Raw genomic sequence first — 25,742 nt, 5'->3', positions numbered from 1 at the left:
GACCGTCTGTGAGGGATGCAGCCAGATCGGCTGCAGGCTTGCGGGGCGCTGGACGGTCGCTGCGGGCCGGCCCATGCCCCTTCAGAGGGGGGAGTGCACGTTTACGCTGGCTTGCGCCAGGGCCAGGCTCCCCGGCCGTTGCGGCCAGGTGCGAAACCTGCAGAGAACGTGAAAGAAGCGAACATGACGGCGCAGTGTAGCAAAGCGCGTCGCCGGCGAGGCGCCGGTCATCGACCGGAGAACACCTCAGGGTCATCCCGAGCTTGTGCCCAATGTCGCGTTTGCGGACAATGCAAAAACGAACGGTCGTTCTATTTGGAGCCTTCCCCATGACCACACCATGTCTTCACCCGTCTGTGCCCCGGCTTGTCCTGGCGACCGCCTTGGCCTTGGCCAGCCTGCCCACGCTGGCGGCGACGGTGGAGGTGGCAGGGGTCCAGCTCGAAGACCGGGTGACATTGGCTGGAAAGGCCCTGACCCTCAACGGTGCCGGTGTCCGCTACAAGGCAGTGTTCAAGGTCTACACCGCCGGTTTCTATGTGGAAAAGCCTGCCAGCACACCCGACGCACTGTTGAACCAGCCCGGACCCAAGCGCATGACCATCACCATGCTGCGCGACATCGACTCGGCCGAGCTGGGCAAGCTGTTTTCCCGCGGCATGGAGGACAACATGGAAAAGGGCAGTTTTGCCAAGCTCATCCCGGGCGTGATGCGCATGAGCCAGGTGTTCACCAACCACAAGGTGCTCAAGACCGGTGAGAACTTTGTGCTCGACTGGATTCCTGGCACAGGGACCGTGCTGACGGTCAAGGGCCAGGTCGAAGGTGAACCGTTCAGGGAGCCGGAGTTTTTCGAGGCCTTGATGCGCATCTGGCTCGGACCCAAGCCGGCCGACTGGCAGCTCAAGGACGCCCTGCTCGGCATCAAGAAGTAAGGCGCTCCGCCAGCTCCAGCAGCGAGTCCACCAGCAGGTCGTGCGGGGCCTGGTCAACCGGCTGGCCGTGGTTGTAGCCGTAGGTGACCAGCGCGACCGGGCAGCCCGCCGCCCGCGACGCCAGGGCGTCGTTCTGCGAGTCCCCCACCATCAGCGCCTGCGCGGGCACCACGCCCATGGCAGCGCAGGTGCCCAGGATGGGCATCGGGTCTGGCTTCTTGCGCTCGAAGCTGTCGCCACCGAACACCCAGCCGAAATACCCGTCGAGGAACTTGGCCTTGAGCAGTCCCTGCGCAAACGCCAGCGGCTTGTTCGTCAGGCAGGCCATCGGCAGCTGCATCGCTTTCAGCCTCGCCAGCCCCTCGACCACGCCCGGGTAGACCGCGGAGAACTCGCCGTTGATGCGCAGGTAGTGGTGCTGGTAGCGCTGCCAGGCGGGCTCGTAAAGCGTGTCGACGCTGCGCGCCTGGCAGACATTGGACAGCCCAGTCACCTCGGGCAGCGCCAGCTGGTGCGCCAGCACCGAGCGGATCAGGTGCTCCGAACCCTTGCCGACGGTGCGTTCGATCAGGGCGCGCGTGACCGGCGGCAGGTCCAGGTCGGCCAGTGTTCGGTTGAGAGCTTCCTCGAAGTCGCCGAGGGTGTCGACCATGGTGCCGTCGAGATCGACGATCACCGCCTTGATGCCCACCAGCATCAGGCGAGCGCAGCGCGCATCTGGTCGATCACGGCCTTGTAGTCCGGCTTGCCGAAGATCGCACTGCCGGCCACGAAGGTGTCGGCGCCGGCATCGGCCACGCGGCGGATGTTGTCGGCCTTGATGCCGCCGTCCACTTCCAGGCGGATGTCCTTGCCGCTGGCTTCGATGCGTTTGCGCGCCTGTTCGATCTTGCGCAGGGCGGAATCGATGAAGCTCTGGCCGCCGAAGCCTGGGTTGACACTCATGATCAGGATCAGGTCGATGTCCTCGATCACCCAGTCCAGCACTTCCAGCGGCTGGGCGGGGTTGAAGGTCAGGCCGGCCTTGGCGCCTTTGGCCTTGATGGCCTGCACGCTGCGGTGCACGTGGGCACTGGCATCCGGGTGAAAGCTCACCAGATCGGCCCCGGCATCGATGAAGGCACCTGCGAGTGCGTCCACCGGCTGGATCATCAGGTGCACGTCGATCGGCACCGGCGTGCCGTCGGGCTTCTTCGCGTGCGGCTTGAGCGCCTGGCAGACCATGGGGCCGAAGGTCAGGTTGGGCACGTAGTGGTTGTCCATCACGTCGAAATGGATCCAGTCGGCGCCGGCGGCGATGACGTTTTTCACCTCTTCGCCCAGGCGGGCAAAGTCGGCAGACAGGATGGACGGAGCGATGCGGTAGGTGGTCATGAAAAGGGTCTGGATGGGCGCAATTCCGGCATTTTCGCAGGGCCTGCCGGGTTTTGCGGCGCCGCGGTAACATGCCCGCCATGCCGAAATACCAGTTCACCTGCGAGGTCGAGCCCCAGTACCTGGCCGAACAGTCCGCGCCGGACGAAGACATCTACGCCTTCGCCTACACCATCACCATCACCAACACCGGTGACGTGACGGCGCAGCTGATTTCGCGCCACTGGATCATCGACGACGCCCGCGGCCACACCGAGGAGGTCAAAGGGCTGGGCGTGGTGGGCAACCAGCCGCTGCTGCGGCCGGGCGAGTCGTTCCAGTACACCAGCGGCACCCGCCTGGGCACGCGATCGGGCAGCATGCGCGGCAGCTACTTCTGCGTCGCCGAAGATGGCGAGCGCTTCGAAGCCGAGGTACCCGAGTTCGCCCTGGTGGCCGACGGCGGCGGTGGCGGCGACCAGCCACCGCGCGTGCTGCACTGAAGCAGGCCGGGCTGTGAGCAGCGCTGTGGACCCGGTCCGACTGCTCGACCGGCTGGACCCCGAGGCGCCGCTGGCCGAGCGGCACCTGTGGCTGATCGAGCTGCTGCAGTGGGTGCGCGGCACCGATGGCGATGCGCGCGCCAGCGTGGCCCGTCTGCAATTGCTGCTGGACACCGCCGAGGCACGTCCCGGCTGGGTGCGCCGCTGGCGCGCCTGGTGGCGCCGCTTCACCGACACCGTGGACCTGGCGCCGCTGCTGGCCGACCACGGTTTCGCGCCACGCACCGCCTTCCTGAGCGAATTCGGCCACCGCGTGCGCAAGAAGCTGCTGCCCGGCACGCCCGAGACCACCGACCTGGGCGCGCTGTTCGATCTGCTGCTGCCCACGGCCGACGACGTGCGGTGGCTGCGCGCCCTGGACAGCCAGACGCTGCACCGGCTGCATGTGCTGCTGTTCAGCCCGGCTCCGGACGAACCGGCGACCACTGGACCCGGCCTGTGGGAGCGGTCGCTGCTGGACGCGCTGGTGTTCTGTGTGGGCCAGATCACCGCCACCGGCTACGCCGCCGAGATCCGCGTGCGCATGTCCGAGGCCGCCAAGTCGGAGCGCACCTTCCACCAGCTGCCGGTGGACATGGAAGACCTGCGCGACGCGGTGCTGGCCCACGGCGTGCACGGCGCTGAAGTGCAGGCCGCTGCGGCCCACCTGCGCACGCAGCTGGACGCCTGCCGCCACGCGGCCTACTCGGTCTATACGCACCTGGACGCCCACGGCGTATCGGTCGGCATCGTGTTCCGACTGCGCCAGCTGCGCGAGCGGGTGCTGCGCGCCAAGTCGCTGCTGGACTGCCTGCAGTCGGAACAACCTGAGCGTGCCACCGCGGCCCTGCTGGCCGACCTGGCCCAGGTGGGCCACGACAACCGCAGCCTGCGCGCGCTGATCGCCAGCAGCTCGCACCTGACCGCCGCCAAGGTGGCCGAGCGCAGCGCCGAGAGCGGCGAACACTACATCACGCGCGACGCGGCCGAATACCGTCAGATGCTGGGCAAGGCAGCCGGTGGCGGCGCGCTGATCGGCCTGACCACCTGGGTCAAGTTCGCTCTCTATGGCCTGGGCCTGTCGCTGTTCTGGAACGGCTTCGCCGCCGGCCTGAACTACGCCTTCTTCTTCGTGCTGGTGCAGTTGCTGCACTGGACCGTCGCGACCAAGCAACCGGCGGTGACGGCACCGGCCATGGTGGCCAAGCTGCGCGATATCCGCCAGCCCGGCGCAGTCCGCCGTTTTGTCGACGAGGTGGCGAACCTGCTGCGCTCGCAGATCGCGGCCATCCTGGGCAACGTCGGCGTGGTGATCCCGGTGGTCATGCTGATCAGCGGCCTGCTGAGTGCATTCACCGGCGCGCCCATGATCGACACGGAGAAGGCGCGGCACGTGCTGCACGACATGCAGCTGCTGGGGCCGACCGCGCTGTTCGCCGCCTTCACCGGCGTGCTGCTGTTTTCCTCCAGCATCATCGCCGGCTGGGTCGAGAACTGGTTCGTGTTCCACCGCCTCGACTCGGCGATCCGGCACAACCCGCGCACCACCCGCTGGCTGGGGCGCGCCCGCGCCGACCGCTGGGCCGGCTTCCTGCGGCGCAACATCTCCGGTCTGGCGGCCAACATCTCGCTGGGCCTGATGCTGGGCATCGTGCCCGCCTTTGCCGAGTTCTTCGGCCTGGGCCTGCAGGTGCGCCACGTCACGCTGTCTGCCGGCCAGGTGGCGGCGGCCGCCATGTCGCTGGGCTGGGATGTGCTGCGCGAGCCGGCGTTCTGGTCGGCCGTAGCCGGCGTGGCGGTGGTCGGCCCGCTGAATCTGGCGGTGAGCTTTTACCTGGCGTTCCGCCTGGCGCTGAAGGCACAGGCGATCAACGACGCGCACCGCAGCCGCATCTACGCCGCCCTGCGCCACCGCCTGCGCCACGCGCCGCTGAGCTTCCTGCTGCCGCCGCGCCCGGGCGCGGAACCGCCTCCGGACGCCAGCGACGACGGCCTGAGCGCCGACGCCTCAGGCGCCGAAACCTCGCGTGGCTGACGGCGTGGGCGAGTTTGAACTGATCCGTCGGCACTTCCAGCGCGCGAAGTCCGGGCCGGCGGTGGCGCTGGGCATCGGCGACGACTGCGCGCTGCTCACGCCCAGCCCTGGTCACCAGCTCGCCATCTCCAGCGACATGCTGGTCGAAGGACACCACTTTTTCCCAGATGTCGACCCGGAAGCGCTGGGCCACAAGGCGCTGGCGGTCAACCTCAGCGACCTCGCCGCCATGGGCGCCCGGCCGCTGGGCTTCACACTCGCCCTCGCGCTGCCCAGCGCGGACGACGCCTGGCTGCAGGCCTTCTCCGACGGCCTGCTGGCGCTGGCCGATGCGCACGGCTGCCCGCTGGTGGGTGGCGACACCACACGCGGCCCTTTGAACATCTGCATCACGGTGTTCGGCGAAGTGGCACCTGGATTCGCGCTGCGCCGCGATGCCGCCCGGGCCGGCGACGAGCTCTGGCTGAGCGGTCGCACCGGCGAGGCACGGCTGGCGCTGGAGCAGCTGCGCGGCACCGCCTGGGCGCTGGCGGCACCGGACGACCAGGCCATGTGCCGCCAGCGGCTGGAGCGGCCAGCGCCCCGGCTGGCGCTGGGCCGGGCGCTGGCCGGTGTGGCACATGCCGCCCTGGACCTCAGCGACGGACTGGCCGGCGACCTCGGCCACATCCTCGCGGCCAGCGGCGTCGGCGCAGAGATCGACCTGGCCGCGTTGCCGGTGGCGCCGGCCCTGCAACCGCTGGCCGACGCGGACCGCCTGGAATGTCTGCTGAACGGCGGCGACGACTACGAGCTGCTGTTCACAACCCCGGCGGCGGCGCGGGACGACGTCATGCGCGCGGGTGCGGCCACCAGCACCCCGGTGCAGCGCATCGGTCGCATCACCGCCGACACAGGGCTGCGCCTGCTCGGGCCAGACGGTCGCGTGCGGCCGGTGAGCGCCCGCAGCTACGACCACTTCGCCTGAGGGCTGGCCCGAGCGCGGGACCCATAATCCCGCCATGTCCGAGACCCTGGCCGCCGACGCTCCTCCACCGGTCATTCACCGGCCCGACCTGAAATTCCTGCTCGCCCACCCGGCGCACTTCATCGCCCTGGGTGCTGGGTCGGGCCTGTCGCGCGCCGCGCCCGGCACCGTCGGCACGCTCTGGGCCTGGGCCGCCTTCGTGCTGCTGCAGCCGTTCATGACCGATCTGCGCTGGGCCGCACTGATCGGGTCCGCCACCCTCGTCGGCTGGTGGGCCTGCACCGTCACCGCGCGGCACATGCGCATCGCCGACTCGGGCCACATCGTCTGGGACGAGGTGGTCGCTTTCTGGCTGGTGCTCTGGCTGGTGATGCCCACGGGCTTCTGGGGCCAACTCACCGCCTTTGCGCTGTTCCGACTGTTCGACGCCGTGAAGATCGGTCCCATGGCCTGGGCCGACCGCACCTTCAAGGGCTTCGGCCCGCGCGGCGGCTTCGGCATCCTGCTCGACGATTTCGCAGCCGCCCTGTGCACGCTGCTCGTCATCGCCCTCTGGAAGTACTGACCCATGCACCCCATTCCGACCCTGGTGGAACAACTGGCCGTCGTCCTACGGGCGCGCGACCAGATGATGGCGACCGCCGAAAGCTGCACCGGCGGCCTCATCGCCGGCGCCTGCACCGAGATCAGCGGATCCAGCGACTGGTTCGAGCGCGGCTTCGTGACCTACTCCAACGCCGCCAAGTGTGAGTTGCTGGGCGTGCCGGCGGCGCTGATCGAGGCGCACGGCGCGGTCAGTGAGGCGGTAGCCCGCGCCATGGCCGCCGGGGCGGTGGCCAACGCGCACGCCCACTGGTCGGTGGCGGTCACCGGCATCGCGGGTCCCACGGGCGGCAGCGCCGACAAACCGGTGGGCACGGTCTGGTTCGGCTGGGCCACGCCCGAAGGCGTGTTCACCGAGCACCGCCGTTTCGATGGCGACCGCGCAGCCGTGCGGCAGGCCACCGTGGCCCACGCGCTGGACGGGCTGCTGCAGCGGCTGTCGCAACACCCCTGAGCCGCGGCATGGCCGAGCCCTTCAAGAACCTCATCAGCACCCGCACCGTCGACACCGCGGGCCACCACCTGCAACGCGTGTGGCCCCAGTTCAACCGCGCCGCTTTCGAGCGACAGGCTGCCAACGGGCTCGACACGCTGGAGTTCAAGGCGCGCGCCATGCAGCTGGCCGACGCCCTGGAAGCCACCCTGCCGGACCGGTTCGCACACGCCGCGGACCTGATCGAGGCCAGCCTGGCACCGCCGACCGCGCTGGACGCGGATGGAGAGCCCTTGGGCCTGGCCAACAACGAGCACGGCGGCGCCGACAAGGCCGGCCTGCGCGGCTGGGTGGTGTGGTCGCTGGCGGAGTTCGTGGCGCGCCGAGGCATGGACGATGTGCCCCGCGCCCTGGCCTGCCTGCACGCCCTGACCCAGCGCTTCTCGTCCGAGTTCGCGATCCGCCCCTTCATCCAGAGCCATCCGGACGCCGTGTTTGCCACCCTGACGCAATGGGTTCATGATCCCAGCGCCCACGTGCGCCGGCTGGTCAGCGAAGGCTCGCGCCCCCGCCTGCCCTGGGGCCTGCGGCTGCAGGCGCTGGTGGCCGATCCGGCGCCTGCGCTGCCCCTGCTGCGTGCCCTGCAGGACGACCCCAGCGCCTATGTGCGCCGCAGCGTCGCCAACCACCTCAACGACATCGCCAAAGACCACCCGGACCTGGTCGCACACTGGGTGCAGACCCACCGGCCCGACGCCAGCGCGCAGCGGGAGGCGCTGCTGCGCCACGCCAGCCGCGGCCTGATCAAACAGGGCCACGCGCCCACCCTGGCGGCCTGGGGTCTGGCGAGGGGACTGGAAGGTGAGGCTCAACTGAAGCTGTCGGCGCGCCGAGCCTCTGTCGGCGGAGACATCGGCCTGGAGGTGACGATGCACAGCACGGCGGCGACCCCGCAGACCCTGGTGATCGACTACCTGGTGCACCACGTGCGCGCCAACGGCGGCACCAGCCCCAAGGTGTTCAAGGGCTGGAAGCTGGTGCTGGCGCCGGGCGAACGCTGCACACTGGACAAGCGCCACAGCCTGCGCCCGGTCACCACCCGGACCCTGCACCCGGGCCGCCACCGGATCGAGCTGCAGGTCAACGGAGCGGTGTGCGCCGAAGCCGCGTTCGACCTCATCGGGTAGGGGCCTGCTGGCGGCTGAGCGCTTTCAGCGCGGGGGGGCGGTGCTCAGGCGCCGTGGCACTTCTTGAACTTCTTGCCGCTGCCGCAGGGGCAGGGGTCGTTGCGCCCCGGTTCGGCCGACTTGCGCACGGGTTCCACGCGCGGGCCCAGGCTCTGCCAGATCTGGTGCAGGTCGTACACCGCCCAGATCGCCGACCCGAAAGCGTTGGCGCGCGCCTCGCTCACGCTCGGTGGCCCTTCTTCGGCGTGCATGTTGAAGGCGGGCTGGCCGGTGTCGTCCTCGGTCAGCACCACAATCGCGTCCAGTGCTTCGTCGATCCACCCGGCGGTCTCGGCGTCGCGCGGCGGCGCCCATTCCTCTTCCCAGTTCTCGACCACGAACATGAAGCCCAGCGCCCAGACCTGGCCGAAGGCCGGCAGCGGCTGGCCTTCGATCTCGGCGCGCTCGGCCTCAGGGAGCATCGCCACCGCACCGCGCACGTCCATCACCTCGGGGTGGTAAGCGCGGTCGTCGTCCAGCGATTCGACCTTGGCCGCGAGCGACGCCGCCACCTCGTTCCAGCGCCGCGTCCACAAGTCTTTGAACAGGGCGGCTTGCTCCGCGTTCTTGAACGAGGAGTCGCCCTCGTCGTCGCCGACACCCACCACCACCGGCAGGGCCTCTTCCGCGCTCACGGGGCGGCGGGTGCAGAGCAGGGCCGCGATCGCGCCTTCGCAGAACTCCCACTGCGGCACCTCTTCGTCGCGGGAACGGAGATCGTCCAGGACCGCCTCCAGGGCATCGAATTCGGCGTTGTCCATCGGGGGCAGGGTATCCAGGCTCATGGTGTCGGGTGTGGGGTCTTAAGATGCGGGCCAGTGTAGCCGCGCCACCCAGGACTCCCGACATGCTCGACCGCCTCAACGCCCTCTATCCCGTGCGGTACACCGCGCTTGCGCTGTGCGTGGTGTGCGCCCTGCTGAGCCTGTTCACCCTGGTCGGTTTCGGCATCGGCGGCTTCTGGTTCCTGGTGTTCACCGGCCTCTCAGTCCTGGGCTACCGGGACCTGCGCCAGACCAAGAGCGCGGTGCTGCGCAACTACCCCGTCATCGGCCACCTGCGCTTCATGCTGGAAAAAATCCGGCCCGAGATGCGCCAGTACTTCATCGAGAGCGACACCGAGGCCGCACCGTTCTCGCGCAGCCAGCGCAGCCTGGCCTACGCACGTGCCAAGGGCGAGACCGACAAACGGCCTTTCGGCACGCAGCTCGATGTCAAGGCCGATGGCCATGAATGGCTGAACCATTCACTGGCGCCGACCCACCTGGCCTCGCACGACTTCCGCATCACCATCGGCGGCCCGGCCTGCACCCAACCCTACGAAGCCAGCGTCTTCAACATCTCGGCCATGAGCTTCGGCGCGCTCTCGGCCAACGCCATCCAGGCGCTCAACAGCGGCGCGCAGCGGGGGCGTTTTGCCCACGACACCGGCGAAGGCTCCATCAGCAGCTGGCACCGGCTGCACGGTGGCGACCTGGTCTGGGAGATCGGCTCCGGCTACTTCGGCTGCCGCGACGAACAGGGCCGCTTCAACGACGACCGTTTCAAGGCCAACGCGCTCGACCCTCAGGTGAAGATGATCGAGCTCAAGCTCAGCCAGGGCGCCAAGCCGGGCCACGGCGGCGTGCTGCCCGGTTCCAAGGTGACGCCGGAGATTGCGGCCGCGCGCGGCGTGCCGATGGGCCAGGACTGCATCTCGCCGGCGGCGCACAGCGCGTTCTCCTCGCCCATCGAGATGCTGCGCTTCATTGCCCACCTGCGCGAGCTCTCGGGCGGCAAACCCACCGGCTTCAAGCTCTGCATCGGCCACCCCTGGGAGTGGTTCGCCATCGTCAAGGCGATGCAGGCAACCGGCGTCACGCCCGACTTCATCGTCGTCGACGGCGCCGAGGGCGGCACCGGCGCCGCGCCGCTGGAGTTCACCGACCACGTCGGCGCGCCGCTGCAGGAGGGGCTGCGCCTGGTGCACAACACCCTGGTGGGCGTGAACCTGCGCGACCGCATCAAGATCGGCGCCTCGGGCAAGATCGTCAGCGCCTTCGACATCGCGCGCGCCATGGCCCTCGGTGCCGACTGGTGCAACAGCGCACGCGGCTTCATGTTTGCGCTGGGCTGCATCCAGGCCCAGAGCTGCCACACCGGCCAGTGTCCGACCGGGGTCAGCACGCAGGACCCGCTGCGCCAGCAGGCCCTGGTGGTGCCCGACAAAGCCACGCGGGTCTTCAACTTCCACCAGAACACCCTCAAGGCCCTGCAGGAGCTGGTGCAGGCCGCCGGACTGCAGCACCCCGGCGAGATCAGCGCCCAGCACATCGTGCGCCGCGTCAACGAGAACGAGGTGCGGCTGCTGTCCAACCTGCTGCCCACCGTGGCGCCGGGCGCGCTGCTGGGCGACATTCACAGCCTGCACCCGGTGTTCACCACCTACTGGCCCAGCGCCAGCGCCGAACAGTTCGCGCAGGTCTGAGGGTCAGGCGTCCGCCGGCCACTGCCGGCCGACCGCCACGCCCAGCGTCGCCAACCGCTTGCGCATGCACAGCACCGCCTTGTCCTTGCTCAGCAGCGCGGCGGTGTGTGCCACCGCCAGATCAATGAACTTCTGGTCGTCGGCGTCCTTGCAGGTGTAGGGCGCCTTGGGCGCGCTGTCCACGATCTCGGCCCGCGCATCAAACGCCGCGAGCACCGCATCGGCCTGCAGGGACCGGGCTTCCAGGCGTTTCACCACCTGCGGATAGGCCAGCACGCGCCGCAACTCCTCGCGCATCACCGGCGTCGACAGCCAGCGCGTCTGCGCATCGGCCAACTGCTCACGCAGCGCCACCGTGGCGGGGTCTTCGTAGACGAAGAGGTCGAGCACGACGTTGGTGTCGAGCACCAGCACCGTTGTCAAGGAGGTCATGCCGATGGCTCGGCTGGCGCGCGACGGGCGGTGAGGTCGAAGCGGAACAGGCGGCACTCAATGGGGCCGTTCCACAGCGGCACGCGGCGCGACTCCTTGAAACGCATCTTGCCGGGCAGCTTGAGGTCGGGCGTGAGCAGCCAGGCGCTCCAGCCCGCGTAATGGCTCTTCCAATGCGCCGCCAGGCGCTGGAAGAAGTCGCTGCCGTCGCTGCCATCGGCCATCTGGACGCTCTCGCGGCCCAGGCCTGGTTCGGGCGCGGCCTTGGCGCCCACGGTGAAGGTGCGGGGCGCGCGCGCGCCGCGTTCGGCCGCGCGCACCTGGGCGCTCTGCCCCGCCACGCCAGCCGCCGCAATGCGCTCGCCATAGGGCGGGTTCAGCAGCATCACACCCGGCTTGTCGGTGGGCGGCATGCGCTGCAGCGCGTCGCCGCCGCGCAGTTCCATCGCAAAGGCCACGCCCGCGCGCTCGGCGTTGCGTTGCGCGAAGTCGACCATGCGGAAGGCCACGTCGCTGCCGAACACGATGGGCTTGCGTCCGGCGGGCCAATCGCGGCGCTGCTTGGCGGCCTCGTCCTTGAGCGCGTGCCAGACGTGCGGCTGGAACGGCAGCAGCTTCTCGAAGGCGAAACGCCGCTGCAGGCCGGGCGCCACGCGCAGCGCGATCTGCGCCGCCTCGATGGCCACCGTGCCGCTGCCGCAGCAGGGGTCGTACAGCGGCACGATGTCGTCCAGCGACTCGGCTTCGGCGCCATTCCAGCCGGTGGCGGCGATCATGGCCGCGGCCAGCGTTTCCTTCAGCGGCGCATCACCCTTGTCCTCGCGCCAGCCGCGCTTGAACAGAGGCTCGCCCGAGGTGTCGATGTAGAGGCTCACCGTGTCGGTGGTCAGGTGGGCGTAGAGTCGCACATCGGGCCAGGTGGTGTTGACGCTGGGGCGTTCGCCGCGTTTGTCGCGGAAGCGGTCGCAGACCGCGTCCTTGATCTTGAGCGCCGCGAAGTTCAGGCTCTTGAGCGGGCTGTGCTGGGCCGTGACCTCGACCTTGATGGTCTGCTGCGGGGTGAACCAGATCTCCCACGCGACCTCGCTGGCCGCGGCATAGAGGTCGTTCTCGCTGCGGTAGCCGCCGTGCCAGAGCTGCACCAGCACACGCTGGGCGAGCCGGCTGTGCAGGTTGAGTTTGAGCGCGTCGCGCCACGAGGACTGCAGCGCCACGCCAGCGCGCGACTTCTGCACAGCGGTCTCGCCGGTGATGCGGGTGACCTCGGCCGCGAGGTAGTCTTCCACCCCTGCGGCGCAAGGAAGGAACAGGGAAAGGGAGTTCAAAGCGCTTTTCTCAGGTTCGCGGGCGCGATGCGCAGCGCCTCGCGGTATTTCGCGACCGTGCGGCGCGCGCACTCGATGCCCTGCTCCTTGAGCAGGTCCGAGAGCTGGTTGTCCGACAGCGGTTTGGACGGCTCTTCGGAGGCAATGAACTGCTTGAGCAGCGCACGCACCGCGGTGCTCGACGCATTGCCGCCGGTCTCGGTGCCCAGGCTGGAGCCGAAGAAGTACTTCAGTTCGTAGGTGCCGAACGGCGTGGCCATGTACTTGGCCGTGGTCACGCGGCTGATCGTGGACTCGTGCAAACCCAGCTCGTCAGCGATCTCGCGCAGCACCAGCGGGCGCATGGCGAGCTCGCCGTGCATGAAGAAGTTGCGCTGGCGCTCGACGATGGCCGAGGACACACGCAGGATGGTGTCAAAGCGCTGCTGGATGTTCTTGATGAACCAGCGCGCTTCCTGCAGCCGTTGCTGCATGGCCGCGTGGCCGGCTTCGCCGCCGGCCTCGCGCCGCCCCCGCAGGGCGTTGGCGTAAACGTCGTGCACGCGCAGGCGCGGCATCACCTCGGCGTTGAGCGAGACCTTGAAGCCGCGACCGGCGCGGGTGACGATCACGTCGGGCACCACCACGTTGCGCTCGACGTCGACGAAGCGGCGCCCCGGCTTGGGCTCGAGCCGCGCGATCAGCGTCAGCGCCGCACGCACGGTCTCGTCGTCGTGCCCGGTGGCCGCACACAGGCGCTTGATGTCGCGCTTGGCCATCAGCTCCAGCGGCTGCTCGCAGATCGCCAGCGCCGCACGGGCCGCCGGCGTGTTGCGCAGGTCCATGATCTGCAGCCGCAGGCACTCCCCCAGGTCGCGCGCGCCCACGCCCGTGGGCTCCATCTGCTGCAGCCACTGCAGGGCGATGCCCAGGCGCCGCTCGATCGCCTCGACCTCGTCGAAGCGCGGTTCCTCATCGGCGGGCCGGCCGGCGGTCAGCCGCCAGCAGGCGCGGGCCAGCTCGTGCAGGCTGTCCTCCAGATAGCCATCGTCGTTGAGCGACTCGATCAGGAAGTACAGCGCCGCGCTGTCCTCGTCCGAGAGGCGCAGGCAGCGCGCCTGGTCGTGCAGCTGGTCCTGCAGGCTGACCGGCACACGGGCCAGGTCGGCGGCGGTGGCGGTGTCGTCGTCTTCGCTGCCGGAGCCGCTGTTGCGCGCAGGCGCTTCGCCCCCCCACTCGCTGTCGTCGGGCGCCATCTCGACCGTGCCGTCGCCTTCCCAGCTCTCTTCGACCGGGGTCGCACCGTCCAGCCGGCTCTCGACGTCGTCGCCGGTGCTGTCCGCGCTGTCGGCCGGGGCGGTGCGGGTGTCCGGCTCGGCGCTGCGCGGCTCAACCACCGGCTGCGCCGCTTCTTCCAGTTGCTCGCCGGCCACCACCGGCGCGTCCGCCGTCTGAACGCCGAAATCCTCGCGATCGGCCAGCTCCTCGCCACGTTCCAGGAACGGGTTCTCGTCGAGCATCTGCTCGACCTCCTGGGCCATCTCCAGCGTGGACAGCTGCAGCAGCCGGATCGACTGCTGCAGTTGTGGCGTCAGCGCGAGGTGCTGCGACACCCGCAGCGACAGACCTTGCTTCATCCGCTCATCCCGTCACATGCGGAAGTTCTCGCCGAGGTAGACGCGGCGCACCTCGGCGTTTTCAATGATTTCGGCGGTGGTCCCGCTGGCCAGCACATGACCGTCACTGATGATGTAGGCGTGGTCACAGATGCCCAGGGTTTCGCGCACGTTGTGGTCGGTGATCAGCACACCGATGCCGCGCGACTTGAGGAAGCTGATGATGTGCTGGATTTCCAGCACCGCGATCGGGTCGATGCCGGCGAAAGGCTCGTCCAGCAGGATGAACCGCGGGCGGGTGGCCAGCGCGCGGGCGATCTCCACGCGCCGGCGCTCACCGCCCGAGAGGGCGGGCGCGGGCGAATCGCGCAGGTGGTCGACGCGCAGCTCCTTGAGCAGCTCGTCCAGGCGGGCGTCGATCTCGCGCGCGGACAGCGGCTGGCCGTTGGCGTCCTGCTGCAGCTCCAGCACCGCGCGCACGTTCTGCGCCACCGTCAGCTTTCGGAAGATTGATGCTTCCTGCGGCAGGTAGCCCAGGCCCAGCCGGGCGCGCCGGTGGATGGGCAGGGATTCGATGCGGTGGTCGTCCAGCAGGATTTCGCCACCATCGGCCCGCAGCAGGCCGACGATCATGTAGAACGAGGTGGTTTTGCCGGCACCGTTGGGACCGAGCAGACCGACCACCTCGCCCTTGTCCACCGACAGGGATACGTCCTTGACCACCTTGCGGCTGCCATAGGACTTCTTGAGCCCTCTGACCTCCAGACGGCTGTGCGACACCATGTCGCCCGAAGGGCTGGCGCTGGCGACGGTCTCCGTCACTTCTTGGGCTCGGTGATCTTGCCGCTGGGGCGCAGCTTCGCCGGATCGGTCGCTGGAGCGGCGGGACCGTTCTTCTCCTCTTCCGGGATCGGCGTGAGCATGGCGCGCACGCGGCCGGTGGGATTGGCTGCCGTCTTGCTGGTGTCGCCACCCTTGACCGTGAACACCTCGGTCAGGCTGTTGTAGAGGATCTCGGTGCCTTCGCTCACGTCGTTGAGCAGGGTGCCGCGGTAGCGGCGCAGCACCGCGCGGCCGGTGAACAGCACCGTCTGAGCCTTGCTGTCGTATTCGATGCGGTCGCCTTCGCCCTCAATCCACTCGTCCAGACCTTCCCGTTTCTGGCGGAAGAAGCCGGCCTTCTCGGGCGTTCCCAGCAGCAGACCGTACTGGTTGCCCTGCGGGTCCTGGCGCACGTCCAGTTTGGCACCACGCATCAGGATGGTGCCCTTGGTGATCAGCACATTGCCGGTGAACACGCTGGTCTGGCGCGCCTCTTCGTAACGCAGCGCATCGGCCTCCACGTTCATGGGCTTGTCCTTGTCGGCCTTTTCGGCCTGCGCCAGCAGGGGCAGCGTCAGGCCAATGACGGCCAACATCCGGGCGATGGAACGGGGGGTTGGTGCGTGTAGGTGCATGGCGTATGAGGGCACAAATCTTGCATTCATTGTAGCGGTGCCCAAGCCGTTTCGCGGCAGCGGCGGCACATTGTTCCCGCCATGAAAGCAGGAAGCCCGCACAGGCGGGCTTCAAGAAGAGAAGTGACAGAAACCGGTCAGCCTTTGCGGGCCTCGGCGATCAGCGAGTCGGCCACCAGCAGAGTGCGCGGCCCCTGTCCACCCACATAGAACTTGCCGGCGATGCCCAGGGCGGGCGTGCCTTCTACCTGGTAGGCGTCCTGCAGACCGACGGCCTTCTTGGACAGCTCGGCGGCCTGACCGTTGAAGATGCCCAGAAACTGCTCGCGGTTCACGCCCTGCTTTTCGATCCAGGCGGTGATGGCGGGTGTCGTTGTCAGAGGCAGGCGCTCTTCATGGATGGCCTTGAACACCTTGACGTGCAGCGTGTCCACCAGGTTCATGGCCTCCAGCGTGAAGTACAGGCGCTGCATCGGCACGAAGTTCTGGTTGAAGGCCACCGGCATGCGGCGCACCGTGACGTGGGCCGGCTTGCGCTTGATCCACTCGCCGAAGACTGGCTCGAAGTTGTAGCAGTGGATGCAGCTGTAGGCAAAGAACTCGACCACCTCGACCTGCCCCGCCGGGCTCTCGGTCGGTGCTGGCTTGGCCAGGCGCTGGAAGTCGGTGCCTTCCTTGAAGGCCACGCGCTGGGCCAGTGCCGGCGACAGGGCCAGTCCGCTGGCGGTGGCGGCACCAGCCACCAGGAGGCTGCGCGAAAAATCTCGACGATGCATGGAATCGGACTCCTTGAAATGACCTGAATCAGGCTCCCGGGCCTGTGAAAAGTTCCTCGTGCGGTGGTGCAATCAGCGCTGCACCCGCACCAGCGCCGCCTCCACCCCGTTCACCTCCAGTTGCTCGCGCGTAGCCTCGGCCATGGATTTCTGGCCAAACGGCCCCATGCGGACGCGGAACACGGTGCGGCCCGACTGCTCGCGCTCGGTGATGGTGGCGTCCATGCCCAGCATGGCCAGCCGGGCCTTCTGCGCCTGCGCCTCTTCGGGAGACTTGAACGCCCCGGCCTGCACGAAGTAGGTGAACGGGTCGGCCCCCTGTGCAGCCGCGGGCTCCGCCGGTGCTCCAGCCTTGGCTTTCATCAGGTCGCCCAGCGGATCGGTGTCCGGCTTGGCGGCGTCTGCGGCTTTGGCGGCCGGCGCCTTGTCGGGCTCCGCCGCCGGAGATTCCTTCGGCGCAGTGTCGCCGGCCACCGGCGGCGGCGTCTCTGCAGGGGTCGGCAGCGGCGGCGCCTTGTTCACCAGCCCGGCATTCGGGTTCCAGCCCTTGTTGCGCTCGGCCTCGGCCGCATCGTCGGCCGGTTTGCGGGTGACGCCACGGTCCACGAAGGGCACCGGCACGCGCGTCACATACACGGCCACGGAAAGCGCCAGGCCCAGGCCGACGAGCAGGCCGACCACGAAGCCGACCAGGGTGCCGCCACGCTGAGTGCGGGCCTGCAGGAATGAAATGTTCATGGGAGGGGAGGGTTTCACATCTTCTGCGGGGCGCTCACGCCCAGCACGGCCAGACCATTGTGCAACACCTGCGCCGTCGCCCGGACCAGGGCCAGACGGGCTCGTTTGACCGCCTCGTCGTCCACCAGGATGCGCTCGGCGTCGTAGTAGCTGTGGTAGGCCGCGGCCAGCTCGCGCAGATAGAAGGTCACGTCGTGCGGGGCAAAGCCTTCGGCCGCCGCGGTCAACATGGCCGGGTACTTGGCCAGCAGCAGCATCAGCGACTGCGCGGCCGGCGTGTCCAGCGGCGACAGGTCGGTGCCGGCCAGCGAAGCCACGTCGCCGCCCCAGGCGGCCAGCACCGAGCAGATGCGCGCGTGGGCGTATTGCACGTAATAGACCGGGTTGTCGTTGTTCTTCTGCACGGCCAGATCGACGTCGAAGGTGTATTCGGTGTCGGGCTTGCGCGAGAGCAGGAAGAAGCGCACCGCGTCCTTGCTGGTCCACTCGATCAGGTCACGCAGGGTCACGTAGCTGCCGGCGCGCTTGCTGATCTTGACCTCTTCACCGTTGCGCACCACGCGCACCATGGTGTGCAGCACGTAGTCGGGGTAGCCCTGGGGGATGCCCACGCCCGCGGCCTGCAGGCCGGCGCGCACCCGCGCGATGGTGCCGTGGTGGTCGGTGCCCTGGATGTTGATGACCTTGGTGAAACCGCGCTCCCACTTGGCGATGTGGTAGGCCACGTCGGGCACGAAGTAGGTGTAGGTGCCGTCGCCCTTGCGCATGACGCGGTCCTTGTCGTCGCCGTAGTCGGTGGACCTGAGCCACAGCGCGCCGTCCTGCTCGTAGGTCTTGCCATTGGCGACCAGCTTATTCACCGTCGCGTCCACGCGGCCGTCGGTGTAGAGGCTGGATTCGAGGTAGTAGTGGTCGAACTTGACCGCGAAAGCTTGCAGGTCCAGATCCTGTTCGTTGCGCAGGTAGGCGACCGCGAACTGCCGGATGTTGTCGTAGTCCTCAACATCGCCGTTCGCGGTGAACTCGCGGTCGTCCGCCTTGACGGTAGCACGCGCCTTGAAGGCCTCGGCAATGTCGGCGATGTAGTCGCCGTTGTAGAAGTTCTTGGCCAGCGGGTTGTCGCTGGCGGTGGGCCAGCAGTCGTCGCCCGGTTTAAAGCCCTTGGCGCGCAGCTGTGTGCTGGTGGCCAGGGTGCCGATCTGCACGCCTGCGTCGTTGTAATAGAACTCGCGGTGCACGCTCCAGCCCTGGGTGCTGTAGAGGTTGCAGATCGCGTCGCCCAGCGCGGCCTGGCGGCCGTGGCCCACGTGCAGCGGGCCGGTGGGGTTGGCCGAGACAAACTCCACCATCAGGCGCTGGCCATTGGAGGGCTGGACGCCGAAGGCTTCGCCAGCATGCAGCACCTCGGTCACGATGGCCTGCTTGGCCGCGGGCTTGAGCCGCAGGTTCAGGAAGCCGGGCCCGGCGATCTCGATGTCGGCCACCCATTGCTGGTAGACCGGCAGCGCCATCAGCGCGGCCTTGAGCTGCTCGCCCAGCTGGCGCGGGTTGGCTTTCAGCGGTTTGGCCAGCTGCATGGCGGCCGTGACTGCGTAGTCGCCATGGGCCGCGACCTTGGGCGATTCGAAGGCGGCCTTGTCGCCGGCACCGGGTGAGAGCTGGTCCAGCGCCTGCGCGAGGCCGGCCAGCAGTTCCTGTTTGATCTTGAGCATAGGGACGGGATTTTAGGTTCGGGAAAGCCCTGCCCCCGGCTGTCAGACAGCCTTAAGACAAACGCGGGTATCGTTTCCGGGCCCGTTTCGGGCACTTCACCCCACAAGGCACCACATGAAACAACTGCTGACCCTGCTCGCCCTGACCGGAACCCTCTCACTGGCCCTCGCCCAGACGGCGGCTCCTGCGGCCGCACCTGCCGCCGCTGCGGCACCCGCTCCCGCCGCGGCGCCAGTGGCGGCCCCCGCGGCCGACAAGAAGCCGACCGCCCAGCAGAACCGCATGAAGACCTGCAACGCCGACCCGAAAGCCAAGACGCTCAAGGGCGACGAGCGCAAGGCCTTCATGAGCAAATGCCTGAGCGGCGAGGAAGAGGCCGGCAACAGCCAGCAGAACAAGATGAAGACCTGCAACGAGGAGGCCGGCAAGAAGGCGCTCAAGGGCGATGAGCGCAAGGCTTTCATGAGCACCTGTCTGAAGGGCTGATCAGCCCGCCACGGGCGGCAAGGCGGCATGCGCCGCCGCCTTGACCGCCTGCGTTAGCCGCTGCGCCGACAGCGGCTCGCGCGCCCAGTGCTGCCAGTACAGCGTCACGTCCACCGTGGCGTCGGGCAGCACTTCCTGCAGGCCCGGCCGCCCGTGCAGGTTCTGCTCGGGCACCATGCCCCAGCCCAGCCCCAGTTCGATCGCCCGCTCGAAGGCGTCCACCGCAGGCGCGTAGTGGCGCGGGTAGCTGGGTTGCTTCAGGCCGAAGTGCTGCAGCAGGAAGGCGTCCTGCAACGCGTCCTTTCGATTGAAGATGATGGCCGGGTGCGCCAGCAAGCGGTGAGGCGACACCGCGCCGCGCGGTGTTCGGCAGCGCTGCACCACCTCGGGCGCGGCCACGCAGCGGTAGCGCATCACGCCCAGCGGCTCGGCCACGCAGCCCCGCATCGGCTCGGCCAGCGTCGTGACGCAGCCGATCACCTCGCCGCTCTTGAGCGCGTCATGCGTGTGGTCCTGGTCGTCGATGGTGATCTCCAGCAGCAGGCGGTGTCGCTGCAGCAGCGGTGCCACGCCGGGCAGGAACCAGCTGGCCACGGAGTCGGCGTTGGTGGCCACACTCAGACTCTGCCAGGCCGCACCAGCCCGCGATTCGGCCCCGCCCTGCAACCCGGCCAGCAGGTCGGCCTCCATCATCTGCAGCTGTTTCACATGCGCCAGCAGCGCCTGGCCGGCGGCGGTGGCGCGCACCGCCTTGCCGCGCACCAGCAGGCGTTGTCCCAGGTGTTCTTCCAGCGACTTGATGCGCAGCGAGACCGCCGCCAGCGTGAGGTTCAGGGCCTGCGCGGCCGGACCGAAGCCCCGGTGTTCGACCACGGCGGCCAGGGCTTCGAGTTGGCGGGCGTCCAGCATGTCCAATTGAAACTTGAGCGAACCAGAAACGGTTCAGCCCAGTTTAACCAGACAGCCCCTGCGACGGTGCGGCCGTGACCATGGGCAGGCCGCTGTGGTCCTTGAGGCCGACGCCGGTCAGGCCCAGGCGCAGGGCCTCGTGCACCAGCCAGGCCAGGCGGCGCGCGGCCGTGACCGGGTCCTGTCCGGCGGGGCGCACATTGGAAATGCAGTTGCGTTCGGCGTCGGTGCGCCCGACGCGGGGCGCGTGGGTAAGGTAGATGCCCACACTGTCGGGCGAGCTCAGGCCGGGTCGCTCGCCGACCACCATGGCCACCATGCGGGCGCCCAGCAGCTCGCCCACCTCGTCGGCCACCGCCACCCGTGCCTGACCCACCAGCACAGGCGGGCTCTGAACGAAGGCCCCGCCCAGCGCATGGCGGATGGCATTGAACAAGGGCACGGTGTGGCGCTGGATACCCAGGGCCGACAGACCGTCGCCCACCACCAGGGCCAGGTCGGGCGCTGGATTGTCCGCACGCCAGGCCCGCAGGGCCCCCACGCTGGCCTCGTCCAGCCGGCGCCCCAGGTCGGGGCGCAGCAGGTACTCATGGCGGTCGTGGGCCCAGCTGCGCAGCCGCAGTGGCGCGGGCCAGCCGTCGGCCTGCAGCTGCCCGGCCAGCACGTCCACGTCCAGCGGCAGGTGGATGGCGTCCCGGGCTTGCGCGTGCGCCAGGGTGAAATCCAACACCTCGCGCGTGGGCATGCTGGCCCCGGCGCGGCCGAGCGCGATGCGCGCGGGGGTGAAGCGCTTGAGGTGGGCCCAGGGGTCGGCGGCGGTCTCCAGCTCCGTGCACGGCTCGCCCGGCAAAGGCGACAGGTCCTTTGTCATGCCGGCTCCGGCAGAGTCCACAGGCGCTGCGACAGCGGCAGCTGGGCGGTGGCGGGCAGCAGGCGCCCGTCGGCACCGGTCACGCCCACGCGCTGCAGCCAGGCCTCGAACTCGGGCGCGCGTTTCAGGCCGAGCAGATCGCGCAGGACCAGCGCGTCGTGGAACGAGGTGCTCTGGTAGTTGAGCATCACGTCGTCGGCGCCGGGCACGCCGATCAGGAAGTTCAGCCCCGCGCTGGCCAGCAGCACCATGAGGTTGTCCATGTCGTCCTGGTCGGCCTCGGCGTGGTTGGTGTAGCAGATGTCGCAGCCCATGGGCAGGCCCAGCAGCTTGCCGCAGAAGTGGTCTTCCAGCCCGGCGCGGATGATCTGCTTGCCGTCGTAGAGGTACTCCGGCCCGATGAAGCCGACCACGGTGTTGACCAGCATGGGCCGGTAGCGCCGCGCCACCGCGTAGGCGCGGGCCTCGCAGGTCTGCTGGTCCACGCCGTGGTGGGCGTTGGCCGAAAGGGCGCTGCCCTGGCCGGTCTCGAAGTACATGACGTTGTCGCCCACCGTGCCGCGCTTCAACTTGAGCGCGGCCGCGTGCGCCTCGTCCAGCACCGACAGCGTGATGCCGAAGGAGCGGTTGGCCGCCTCGGTGCCGGCGACGGACTGGAACACCAGGTCGACCGGCGCGCCGAGTTGCATGGCCTGCATCGTGTTGGTGACGTGGGTGAGCACGCAGCTTTGCGTGGGCACGCCGCCGCGCTGAATCACCTCGGCCAGCACGTGGTTCAGGCGCACCAGGTCGGGCACGCTGTCGGACACCGGGTTGACGCCGATCACCGCGTCCCCTGCGCCGTGCAGCAGGCCGTCGATCAGGCTGGCGACGATGCCGGCAGGGTCGTCGGTGGGGTGGTTGGGCTGCAGCCGCACCGACAGGTGCCCGCGCAGCCCCACCGTGTTGCGAAAGCGGGTGACGACCTCGCACTTGTGCGCCACCAGCATCAGGTCCTGGTTGCGCATGATCTTGCTGACGGCCGCCACCATCTCGGGTGTGAGCCCGGGGGCCAGCCGCGCCAGCGCCGCCGGCGTGGCGGCGTCGCCCAGCAGCCAGTCGCGGAAACCGCCCACCGTCAGGCCGCTGACCGGCGCGAAGGCGGCGCGGTCGTGGCCGTCGATGATCAGGCGCGTGACCTCGTCGCTCTCGTAGGGGATCAGCGCCTCGTCCAGGAAGCGCTGCAGCGGCACGTCGGCCAGCACCCAACGTGCGGCCACCCGCTCCTGCTCGGTGGCGGCGGCCAGGCCCGCCAGTGCATCGCCCGAGCGCAAAGGTGTGGCCTTGGCCATCACCTCGCGCAGGCTGCCGAAGCGAAAGGTCTGCAGTCCCAGCGTGGCGCTCAGGTTCACGTCAGCGGCTCCTCGGTGCGGGTGGGGTCACACCGTGAATTTCATTCTGCCGCAGCGGCCAGCATGGCGTCGTGCGGTGCGGCATTGCGCTGGGCGGCGGTGAGGTGGAAATAGAGATAGCAGACCGCCATGAAGCCCAGGAAGATCAGCGAGAGCAGCTGGTTGAAGTACACCACCGCCGCCAGGCAGACCACGCCGCAGACGATGGCGATGGCGGGGAACAGCGGATACAGCGGGGCGCGGAACGGGCGGTCCAGCTTCGGCTCGCTGGCGCGCAGCTTGAACAGCGCGGCCATGGAGATGATGTACATGACCAGCGCGCCCAGCACCGCCATGGTGACGATGTTGGCCGTCAGCGGCAGGCCGCCGATGGTGACCCACTGGTCGCTGAAGACGGCCGCGATGCCCACGATGCCGCCGCCGATCAGGGCATTGACGGGGGTGCGGAAGCGCGGGTGGACCTTGGCAAACATCGCCGGCAGGTAGCCTGCGCGGGCCAGGGCGAACATCTGGCGCGAATAGCCCAGCACGATGCCGTGGAACGAGGCGACCAGGCCGAACAGGCCGATCCACACCAGCATGTGCAGCCAGCCGCTGGAATCGCCCACCACCATCTTCATGGCCTGGGGCAGCGGGTCGTTGATGTTGGACAGCTTGGACCAGTCGCCCACGCCGCCGGCCATGACCATGACCAGGAAGGCCAGCGCCACCAGCGTAAGGATGCCGGTGATGTAGGCGATGGGGATGGTGCGCTTGGGGTCCTTGGCCTCTTCGGCGGCCATGGCCGCGCCTTCAATGGCCAGGAAGAACCAGATCGCGAACGGGATGGAGGCGAAGATGCCGGCCCAGGTGCCCATGCTGAAGTCGGGCGATCCGGCCCAGCCGTTGGCGGTGAAGTTGGCCAGCGACCAGCCCGGCGCGACCACGCCGGCAAACACCAGCAGCTCGATCACCGCCAGGATGGTGACGAACAGCTCGAACGCCGCCGCGATGCCCACGCCCACCGCGTTGAGGCCGATGAAGATCACGTAGGCACCGACCGCGGCCCACTTCGGGTCCAGCGCTGGGTACTGCACGTTCAGGTAGGCGCCGATGGCCAGCGAAATGGCCGGCGGCGCGAACACGAACTCCACCAGGGTGGCGAAACCGGCGATGAAGCCGCCGGTGGGCCCGAAGGCGCGGCGCGCGTAGGCGAACGGGCCGCCGGCGTGCGGGATGGACGTCGACAGCTCGGTGAAGCTGAAGATGAAGGTGGTGTACATCAGCGCCACGAGCAGCGTGGCCAGCAGGAAGCCCAGCGTGCCGGCGCTGGCCCAGCCGTAGCTCCAGCCGAAGTACTCGCCGGAAATGACCAGACCGACGGCGATGCCCCAGAGGGAAAAGGTGCCCAGCACGGGCTTGAGCTCCCGGGCGACCTGAGTGGATGCGGTGGACATGGGACGTTCTCTTGTGTGTGGATGAAAAGCCCGAACGGCTCGGGCGGCCTGGCGCGCAGTGTGGTTCGCCCGCTCCGTTCGCCCTATCCCGGATCGGAAACACGCCCCGGCGTGGCGCACTTTTTCCGAAACGGGATAGCCCGGGCAGTCTCACCCCCGGGTTTTCCCGCCGTGCGCGCGTGGCACGGAACTTGATACTCCCGCTGCACCCCGGCGCCGCGTGCACCGAAGGAGCCCGCCATGCCCACTGCCTGCCCCACCCCGCCGACCGCCTTCCGCGTCAAACGCACGCGCGAGGTGGACGTGCACGCCCGCAACCTCGACGCCTGGGACCAGGACTACGTGCAGACCTCGCCCGGTGTGTTCCAGGGCCAGGTGCGCGAGCTGTTCGACGGCCCGCTGCAGGCCTTCGAGGAGGTCGCCAACTGCGCCACCAGCCAGCACTGCCGGCCCTGGCGCGGCGGTGTCTGGCTGGGCCTGTCGGTGCCCGAACGCCCCGAAGGTCTGCGCTTCATGGGGCGCCCGGTGGGCGGCCACGAACTCATGATTTCCGACGGCAGCGAAGCCTTCGACCTGCAGGTGCCGGCCGGCCACGGCCTCTACGGCCTGGTGTTCGACCCGGCCGAGTTGCAGGCCCATGTGCGCATGCGCGACCAGGCCGATGCCGCGCCGGTGCGCGGGCCGGGCGTGCGGGTGCAGAGCCTCACGCCCACCCAGCGCTTCCGCCTGGTGGGGCTGATGCGCGAGGTGCTGCGCGGCCTGGAGGCCGACCCCGGCGTGCTGCACCACGAAGCCGGCCGCCGCAGCCTGCGGGAGGCGCTGTTTTCGGTGCTGGGCGACACGCTCATGCCCGACGGACAGGCCGAGGCGGTCACCCCACGCCAGCAGCGCCGGCAGGACGTGGTGCGCCGCGTGCGCGAGCTGGTGACCGAGCAGCCGCAGGACTACCTGGGCGTGGAACGGTTGTGCGAGGCGCTGCACATCACCCGGCGCACACTGCAGAACTGCTTCCAGGACAGCCTGGGCATCAGCCCCGCCAGCTACCTGCGCCTGGTGCGGCTGAACGCGGTGCGGCGCGAGCTGCGCGACGCGGACGCCGACCAGACCATCGGCGACGTGGCGGCGCGCTGGGGCTTCTGGCACATGGGCCACTTCAGCCACGACTACAAGGCTCTGTTCGGCGAAACACCGTCGTGTACACGGGTACCCCCACGCTCCGCCGCTGCGCGGGTCGCTGCCCCCCAGGGGGGCTGATCCGGCTTGGGGCGGCCCGGCGCCGGATCGCGGGTGCCCCCACGCTCCGCCACTGCGCGGGCCGTTCAGATCAAATCATTTTTAACCAACTCGATTTCGAGTTGAAATGGTTTAACAAACCGGCGCGGGGCGGCAGACTCCCGCACCATGACCTTCGCATTCCCCACCTTCACCGCCGGCATGGTGCTCAGCATGTCGCTCATCATGGCCATCGGCCCGCAGAACGCGCACGTGCTGCGCATGGGCCTGCAGCGCCAGCACCTCTGGCTCACCGTTGCCGTCTGCGCGCTGGCCGACATCGTGCTCATCTCGCTGGGCGTGTTCGGCCTGGCCCAGCTCGGCGGCCTCTCTGACAAGCTGCTGGGCGCGCTGATCGGCGCCGGCGTGCTGTTCCTGGGCGTGTACGGCTGGCAGGCGTTCCAGCGCTTCCTCAAGCCGCAGACCCCGGTCGCGCCAGCGCACGCCACGGGCGCGGCACACCCGGCACCGGTGACGCAGCGCCAAGCCATCCTCTCGGCCCTGGCCTTCTCCTGGCTCAACCCGCACGCCTGGCTGGACACTGCTGTGCTGATCGGCACCGCCTCGCTGGCCTACGGCCCGGGCAGCAAGGCCTTCGGCCTGGGCGCTGCCACCGGTTCGGTGGTGTGGATCCTGGTGCTGGGCGCCGCCGCGTTCTGGCTCGGCCGGCGGCTGAACTCGCTGCACATCTGGCGCGTGCTGGACGGCGCCGTGGCGCTGATGATGTGGGGCACGGCCGCCTGGCTGCTGATGGGATTGTTGTGACCCCCCCGCGCCGGC

The 25,742-nt window shown here is 69.0% G+C and carries 26 protein-coding genes; 11 read left to right on the top strand and 15 right to left on the bottom strand.

Translation table 11 applies throughout. The features are described 5' to 3' along the window. Positions 1–329: 329 nt before the first annotated feature. Positions 330–935 (top strand): chalcone isomerase family protein, encoded by a 606-nt coding sequence (locus ACFOPI_RS10000; protein ID WP_382173449.1) that lies wholly within the window; start codon positions 330–332, stop codon positions 933–935. Here ACFOPI_RS10000 and gph read toward each other — a convergent pair. Both gph and rpe read right to left on the bottom strand, forming a co-directional pair. After that, complete coding sequence (gph, locus tag ACFOPI_RS09995; protein ID WP_382173447.1) at positions 925–1,632, bottom strand: phosphoglycolate phosphatase; 708 nt, start codon at positions 1,630–1,632, stop codon at positions 925–927. The two genes, ACFOPI_RS10000 and gph, sit on opposite strands and share 11 nt — an antisense overlap. Further along, on the bottom strand, positions 1,632–2,309 hold the full coding sequence (gene rpe / locus ACFOPI_RS09990; RefSeq protein WP_382173445.1) for a ribulose-phosphate 3-epimerase: 678 nt from the start codon (positions 2,307–2,309) through the stop codon (positions 1,632–1,634). Before rpe ends, gph begins: the two co-directional genes overlap by 1 nt. Before the next feature lie 80 nt (positions 2,310–2,389). Between rpe and apaG the strand changes: the two genes are divergently transcribed. From apaG to ACFOPI_RS09960, 6 genes are read left to right on the top strand one after another with little or no spacing between them, the layout of a single operon-like run. Then, positions 2,390–2,791 (top strand): Co2+/Mg2+ efflux protein ApaG, encoded by a 402-nt coding sequence (gene apaG, locus ACFOPI_RS09985; protein ID WP_382173443.1) that lies wholly within the window; start codon positions 2,390–2,392, stop codon positions 2,789–2,791. A 13-nt stretch (positions 2,792–2,804) separates the two neighbouring features. Continuing rightward, positions 2,805–4,865, top strand: a complete 2,061-nt coding sequence (locus tag ACFOPI_RS09980; protein WP_382173442.1) for a site-specific recombinase — start codon at positions 2,805–2,807, stop codon at positions 4,863–4,865. 4 nt (positions 4,866–4,869) lie between these two features. Beyond that, complete coding sequence (gene thiL, locus ACFOPI_RS09975; protein WP_382173478.1) at positions 4,870–5,832, top strand: thiamine-phosphate kinase; 963 nt, start codon at positions 4,870–4,872, stop codon at positions 5,830–5,832. A gap of 34 nt (positions 5,833–5,866) precedes the next feature. Then, entirely contained in the window at positions 5,867–6,397 is a 531-nt protein-coding gene (locus tag ACFOPI_RS09970; protein WP_382173440.1) for a phosphatidylglycerophosphatase A family protein, read from the top strand. 3 nt (positions 6,398–6,400) lie between these two features. Continuing rightward, positions 6,401–6,889 carry a CinA family protein gene (locus tag ACFOPI_RS09965; RefSeq protein WP_382173438.1) on the top strand — a complete coding sequence of 163 codons (489 nt, stop codon included), beginning with the start codon at positions 6,401–6,403 and terminating at the stop codon, positions 6,887–6,889. An 8-nt stretch (positions 6,890–6,897) separates the two neighbouring features. Continuing rightward, entirely contained in the window at positions 6,898–8,055 is a 1,158-nt protein-coding gene (locus ACFOPI_RS09960; protein ID WP_382173436.1) for a DNA alkylation repair protein, read from the top strand. A gap of 44 nt (positions 8,056–8,099) precedes the next feature. Here ACFOPI_RS09960 and ACFOPI_RS09955 read toward each other — a convergent pair whose 3' ends face one another. Then, a complete protein-coding gene (locus ACFOPI_RS09955) occupies positions 8,100–8,879 on the bottom strand; it encodes a UPF0149 family protein (protein ID WP_382173434.1) in 780 nt (259 codons plus the stop codon). A gap of 62 nt (positions 8,880–8,941) precedes the next feature. Here ACFOPI_RS09955 and ACFOPI_RS09950 point away from each other — a divergent pair, with 62 nt between their 5' ends. Then, on the top strand, positions 8,942–10,561 hold the full coding sequence (locus ACFOPI_RS09950) for an FMN-binding glutamate synthase family protein (RefSeq protein WP_382173433.1): 1,620 nt from the start codon (positions 8,942–8,944) through the stop codon (positions 10,559–10,561). Positions 10,562–10,564: 3 nt separating this feature from the next. Here the strand turns inward: ACFOPI_RS09950 and ACFOPI_RS09945 are convergent, their stop codons facing one another. The 8 genes from ACFOPI_RS09945 to argS all read right to left on the bottom strand — a co-directional run bounded on the left by ACFOPI_RS09945 (position 10,565) and on the right by argS (position 18,596). Further along, positions 10,565–10,993, bottom strand: coding sequence for a putative toxin-antitoxin system toxin component, PIN family (locus ACFOPI_RS09945; RefSeq protein WP_382173431.1), 429 nt, complete (start codon positions 10,991–10,993; stop codon positions 10,565–10,567). Further along, positions 10,990–12,318, bottom strand: a complete 1,329-nt coding sequence (locus tag ACFOPI_RS09940) for a THUMP domain-containing class I SAM-dependent RNA methyltransferase (RefSeq protein WP_382173430.1) — start codon at positions 12,316–12,318, stop codon at positions 10,990–10,992. The genes ACFOPI_RS09945 and ACFOPI_RS09940 overlap by 4 nt, the downstream gene beginning before the upstream one ends. Next, complete coding sequence (locus ACFOPI_RS09935) at positions 12,315–13,934, bottom strand: RNA polymerase factor sigma-54 (RefSeq protein ID WP_382173428.1); 1,620 nt, start codon at positions 13,932–13,934, stop codon at positions 12,315–12,317. The genes ACFOPI_RS09940 and ACFOPI_RS09935 overlap by 4 nt, the downstream gene beginning before the upstream one ends. A 12-nt stretch (positions 13,935–13,946) precedes the next feature. Then, positions 13,947–14,696, bottom strand: a complete 750-nt coding sequence (gene lptB, locus ACFOPI_RS09930; RefSeq protein WP_382173476.1) for an LPS export ABC transporter ATP-binding protein — start codon at positions 14,694–14,696, stop codon at positions 13,947–13,949. 35 nt (positions 14,697–14,731) lie between these two features. Next, on the bottom strand, positions 14,732–15,331 hold the full coding sequence (gene lptA / locus ACFOPI_RS09925) for a lipopolysaccharide transport periplasmic protein LptA (protein ID WP_382173426.1): 600 nt from the start codon (positions 15,329–15,331) through the stop codon (positions 14,732–14,734). A 176-nt stretch (positions 15,332–15,507) separates the two neighbouring features. Continuing rightward, the gene (locus ACFOPI_RS09920; protein WP_382173424.1) at positions 15,508–16,146 is read right to left on the bottom strand and encodes a thiol:disulfide interchange protein DsbA/DsbL; all 639 of its coding nucleotides are present in this window, start codon (positions 16,144–16,146) and stop codon (positions 15,508–15,510) included. Positions 16,147–16,218: 72 nt separating this feature from the next. Beyond that, positions 16,219–16,884 carry an SPOR domain-containing protein gene (locus ACFOPI_RS09915; RefSeq protein WP_382173422.1) on the bottom strand — a complete coding sequence of 222 codons (666 nt, stop codon included), beginning with the start codon at positions 16,882–16,884 and terminating at the stop codon, positions 16,219–16,221. A 14-nt stretch (positions 16,885–16,898) separates the two neighbouring features. Beyond that, entirely contained in the window at positions 16,899–18,596 is a 1,698-nt protein-coding gene (argS, locus tag ACFOPI_RS09910) for an arginine--tRNA ligase (RefSeq protein WP_382173420.1), read from the bottom strand. Between the two features lie 115 nt (positions 18,597–18,711). On the opposite strand from argS, the gene ACFOPI_RS09905 reads away from it, so the two are divergent. Then, positions 18,712–19,083: a PsiF family protein gene (locus ACFOPI_RS09905; RefSeq protein WP_382173419.1), complete on the top strand. Its 372-nt coding sequence runs from the start codon at positions 18,712–18,714 to the stop codon at positions 19,081–19,083. Here ACFOPI_RS09905 and ACFOPI_RS09900 read toward each other — a convergent pair whose 3' ends face one another. Genes ACFOPI_RS09900 through eat form a run of 4 tightly spaced genes read right to left on the bottom strand, consistent with a single transcriptional unit; the run spans position 19,084 to position 23,690 of the window. Further along, positions 19,084–19,992 (bottom strand): HTH-type transcriptional regulator ArgP, encoded by a 909-nt coding sequence (locus ACFOPI_RS09900; protein ID WP_382173417.1) that lies wholly within the window; start codon positions 19,990–19,992, stop codon positions 19,084–19,086. A gap of 43 nt (positions 19,993–20,035) precedes the next feature. Then, positions 20,036–20,863, bottom strand: a complete 828-nt coding sequence (gene eutC, locus ACFOPI_RS09895; RefSeq protein ID WP_382173416.1) for an ethanolamine ammonia-lyase subunit EutC — start codon at positions 20,861–20,863, stop codon at positions 20,036–20,038. After that, the gene (locus ACFOPI_RS09890; RefSeq protein WP_382173414.1) at positions 20,860–22,254 is read right to left on the bottom strand and encodes an ethanolamine ammonia-lyase subunit EutB; all 1,395 of its coding nucleotides are present in this window, start codon (positions 22,252–22,254) and stop codon (positions 20,860–20,862) included. Before ACFOPI_RS09890 ends, eutC begins: the two co-directional genes overlap by 4 nt. Positions 22,255–22,295: 41 nt before the next feature. Then, positions 22,296–23,690 (bottom strand): ethanolamine permease, encoded by a 1,395-nt coding sequence (gene eat / locus ACFOPI_RS09885; RefSeq protein WP_382173412.1) that lies wholly within the window; start codon positions 23,688–23,690, stop codon positions 22,296–22,298. A gap of 240 nt (positions 23,691–23,930) precedes the next feature. On the opposite strand from eat, the gene ACFOPI_RS09880 reads away from it, so the two are divergent. Then, the gene (locus tag ACFOPI_RS09880) at positions 23,931–24,944 is read left to right on the top strand and encodes a helix-turn-helix domain-containing protein (RefSeq protein ID WP_382173410.1); all 1,014 of its coding nucleotides are present in this window, start codon (positions 23,931–23,933) and stop codon (positions 24,942–24,944) included. A 147-nt stretch (positions 24,945–25,091) separates the two neighbouring features. Next, positions 25,092–25,727 carry a LysE/ArgO family amino acid transporter gene (locus ACFOPI_RS09875; protein WP_382173409.1) on the top strand — a complete coding sequence of 212 codons (636 nt, stop codon included), beginning with the start codon at positions 25,092–25,094 and terminating at the stop codon, positions 25,725–25,727. Positions 25,728–25,742 lie beyond the last annotated feature (15 nt).

It is taken from the genome of Hydrogenophaga luteola, from assembly GCF_042648585.1.
GTDB classification, from domain to species: Bacteria; Pseudomonadota; Gammaproteobacteria; order Burkholderiales; family Burkholderiaceae_C; genus Hydrogenophaga; species Hydrogenophaga luteola.
This window is presented reverse-complemented; position numbering and strand designations above follow the sequence as displayed.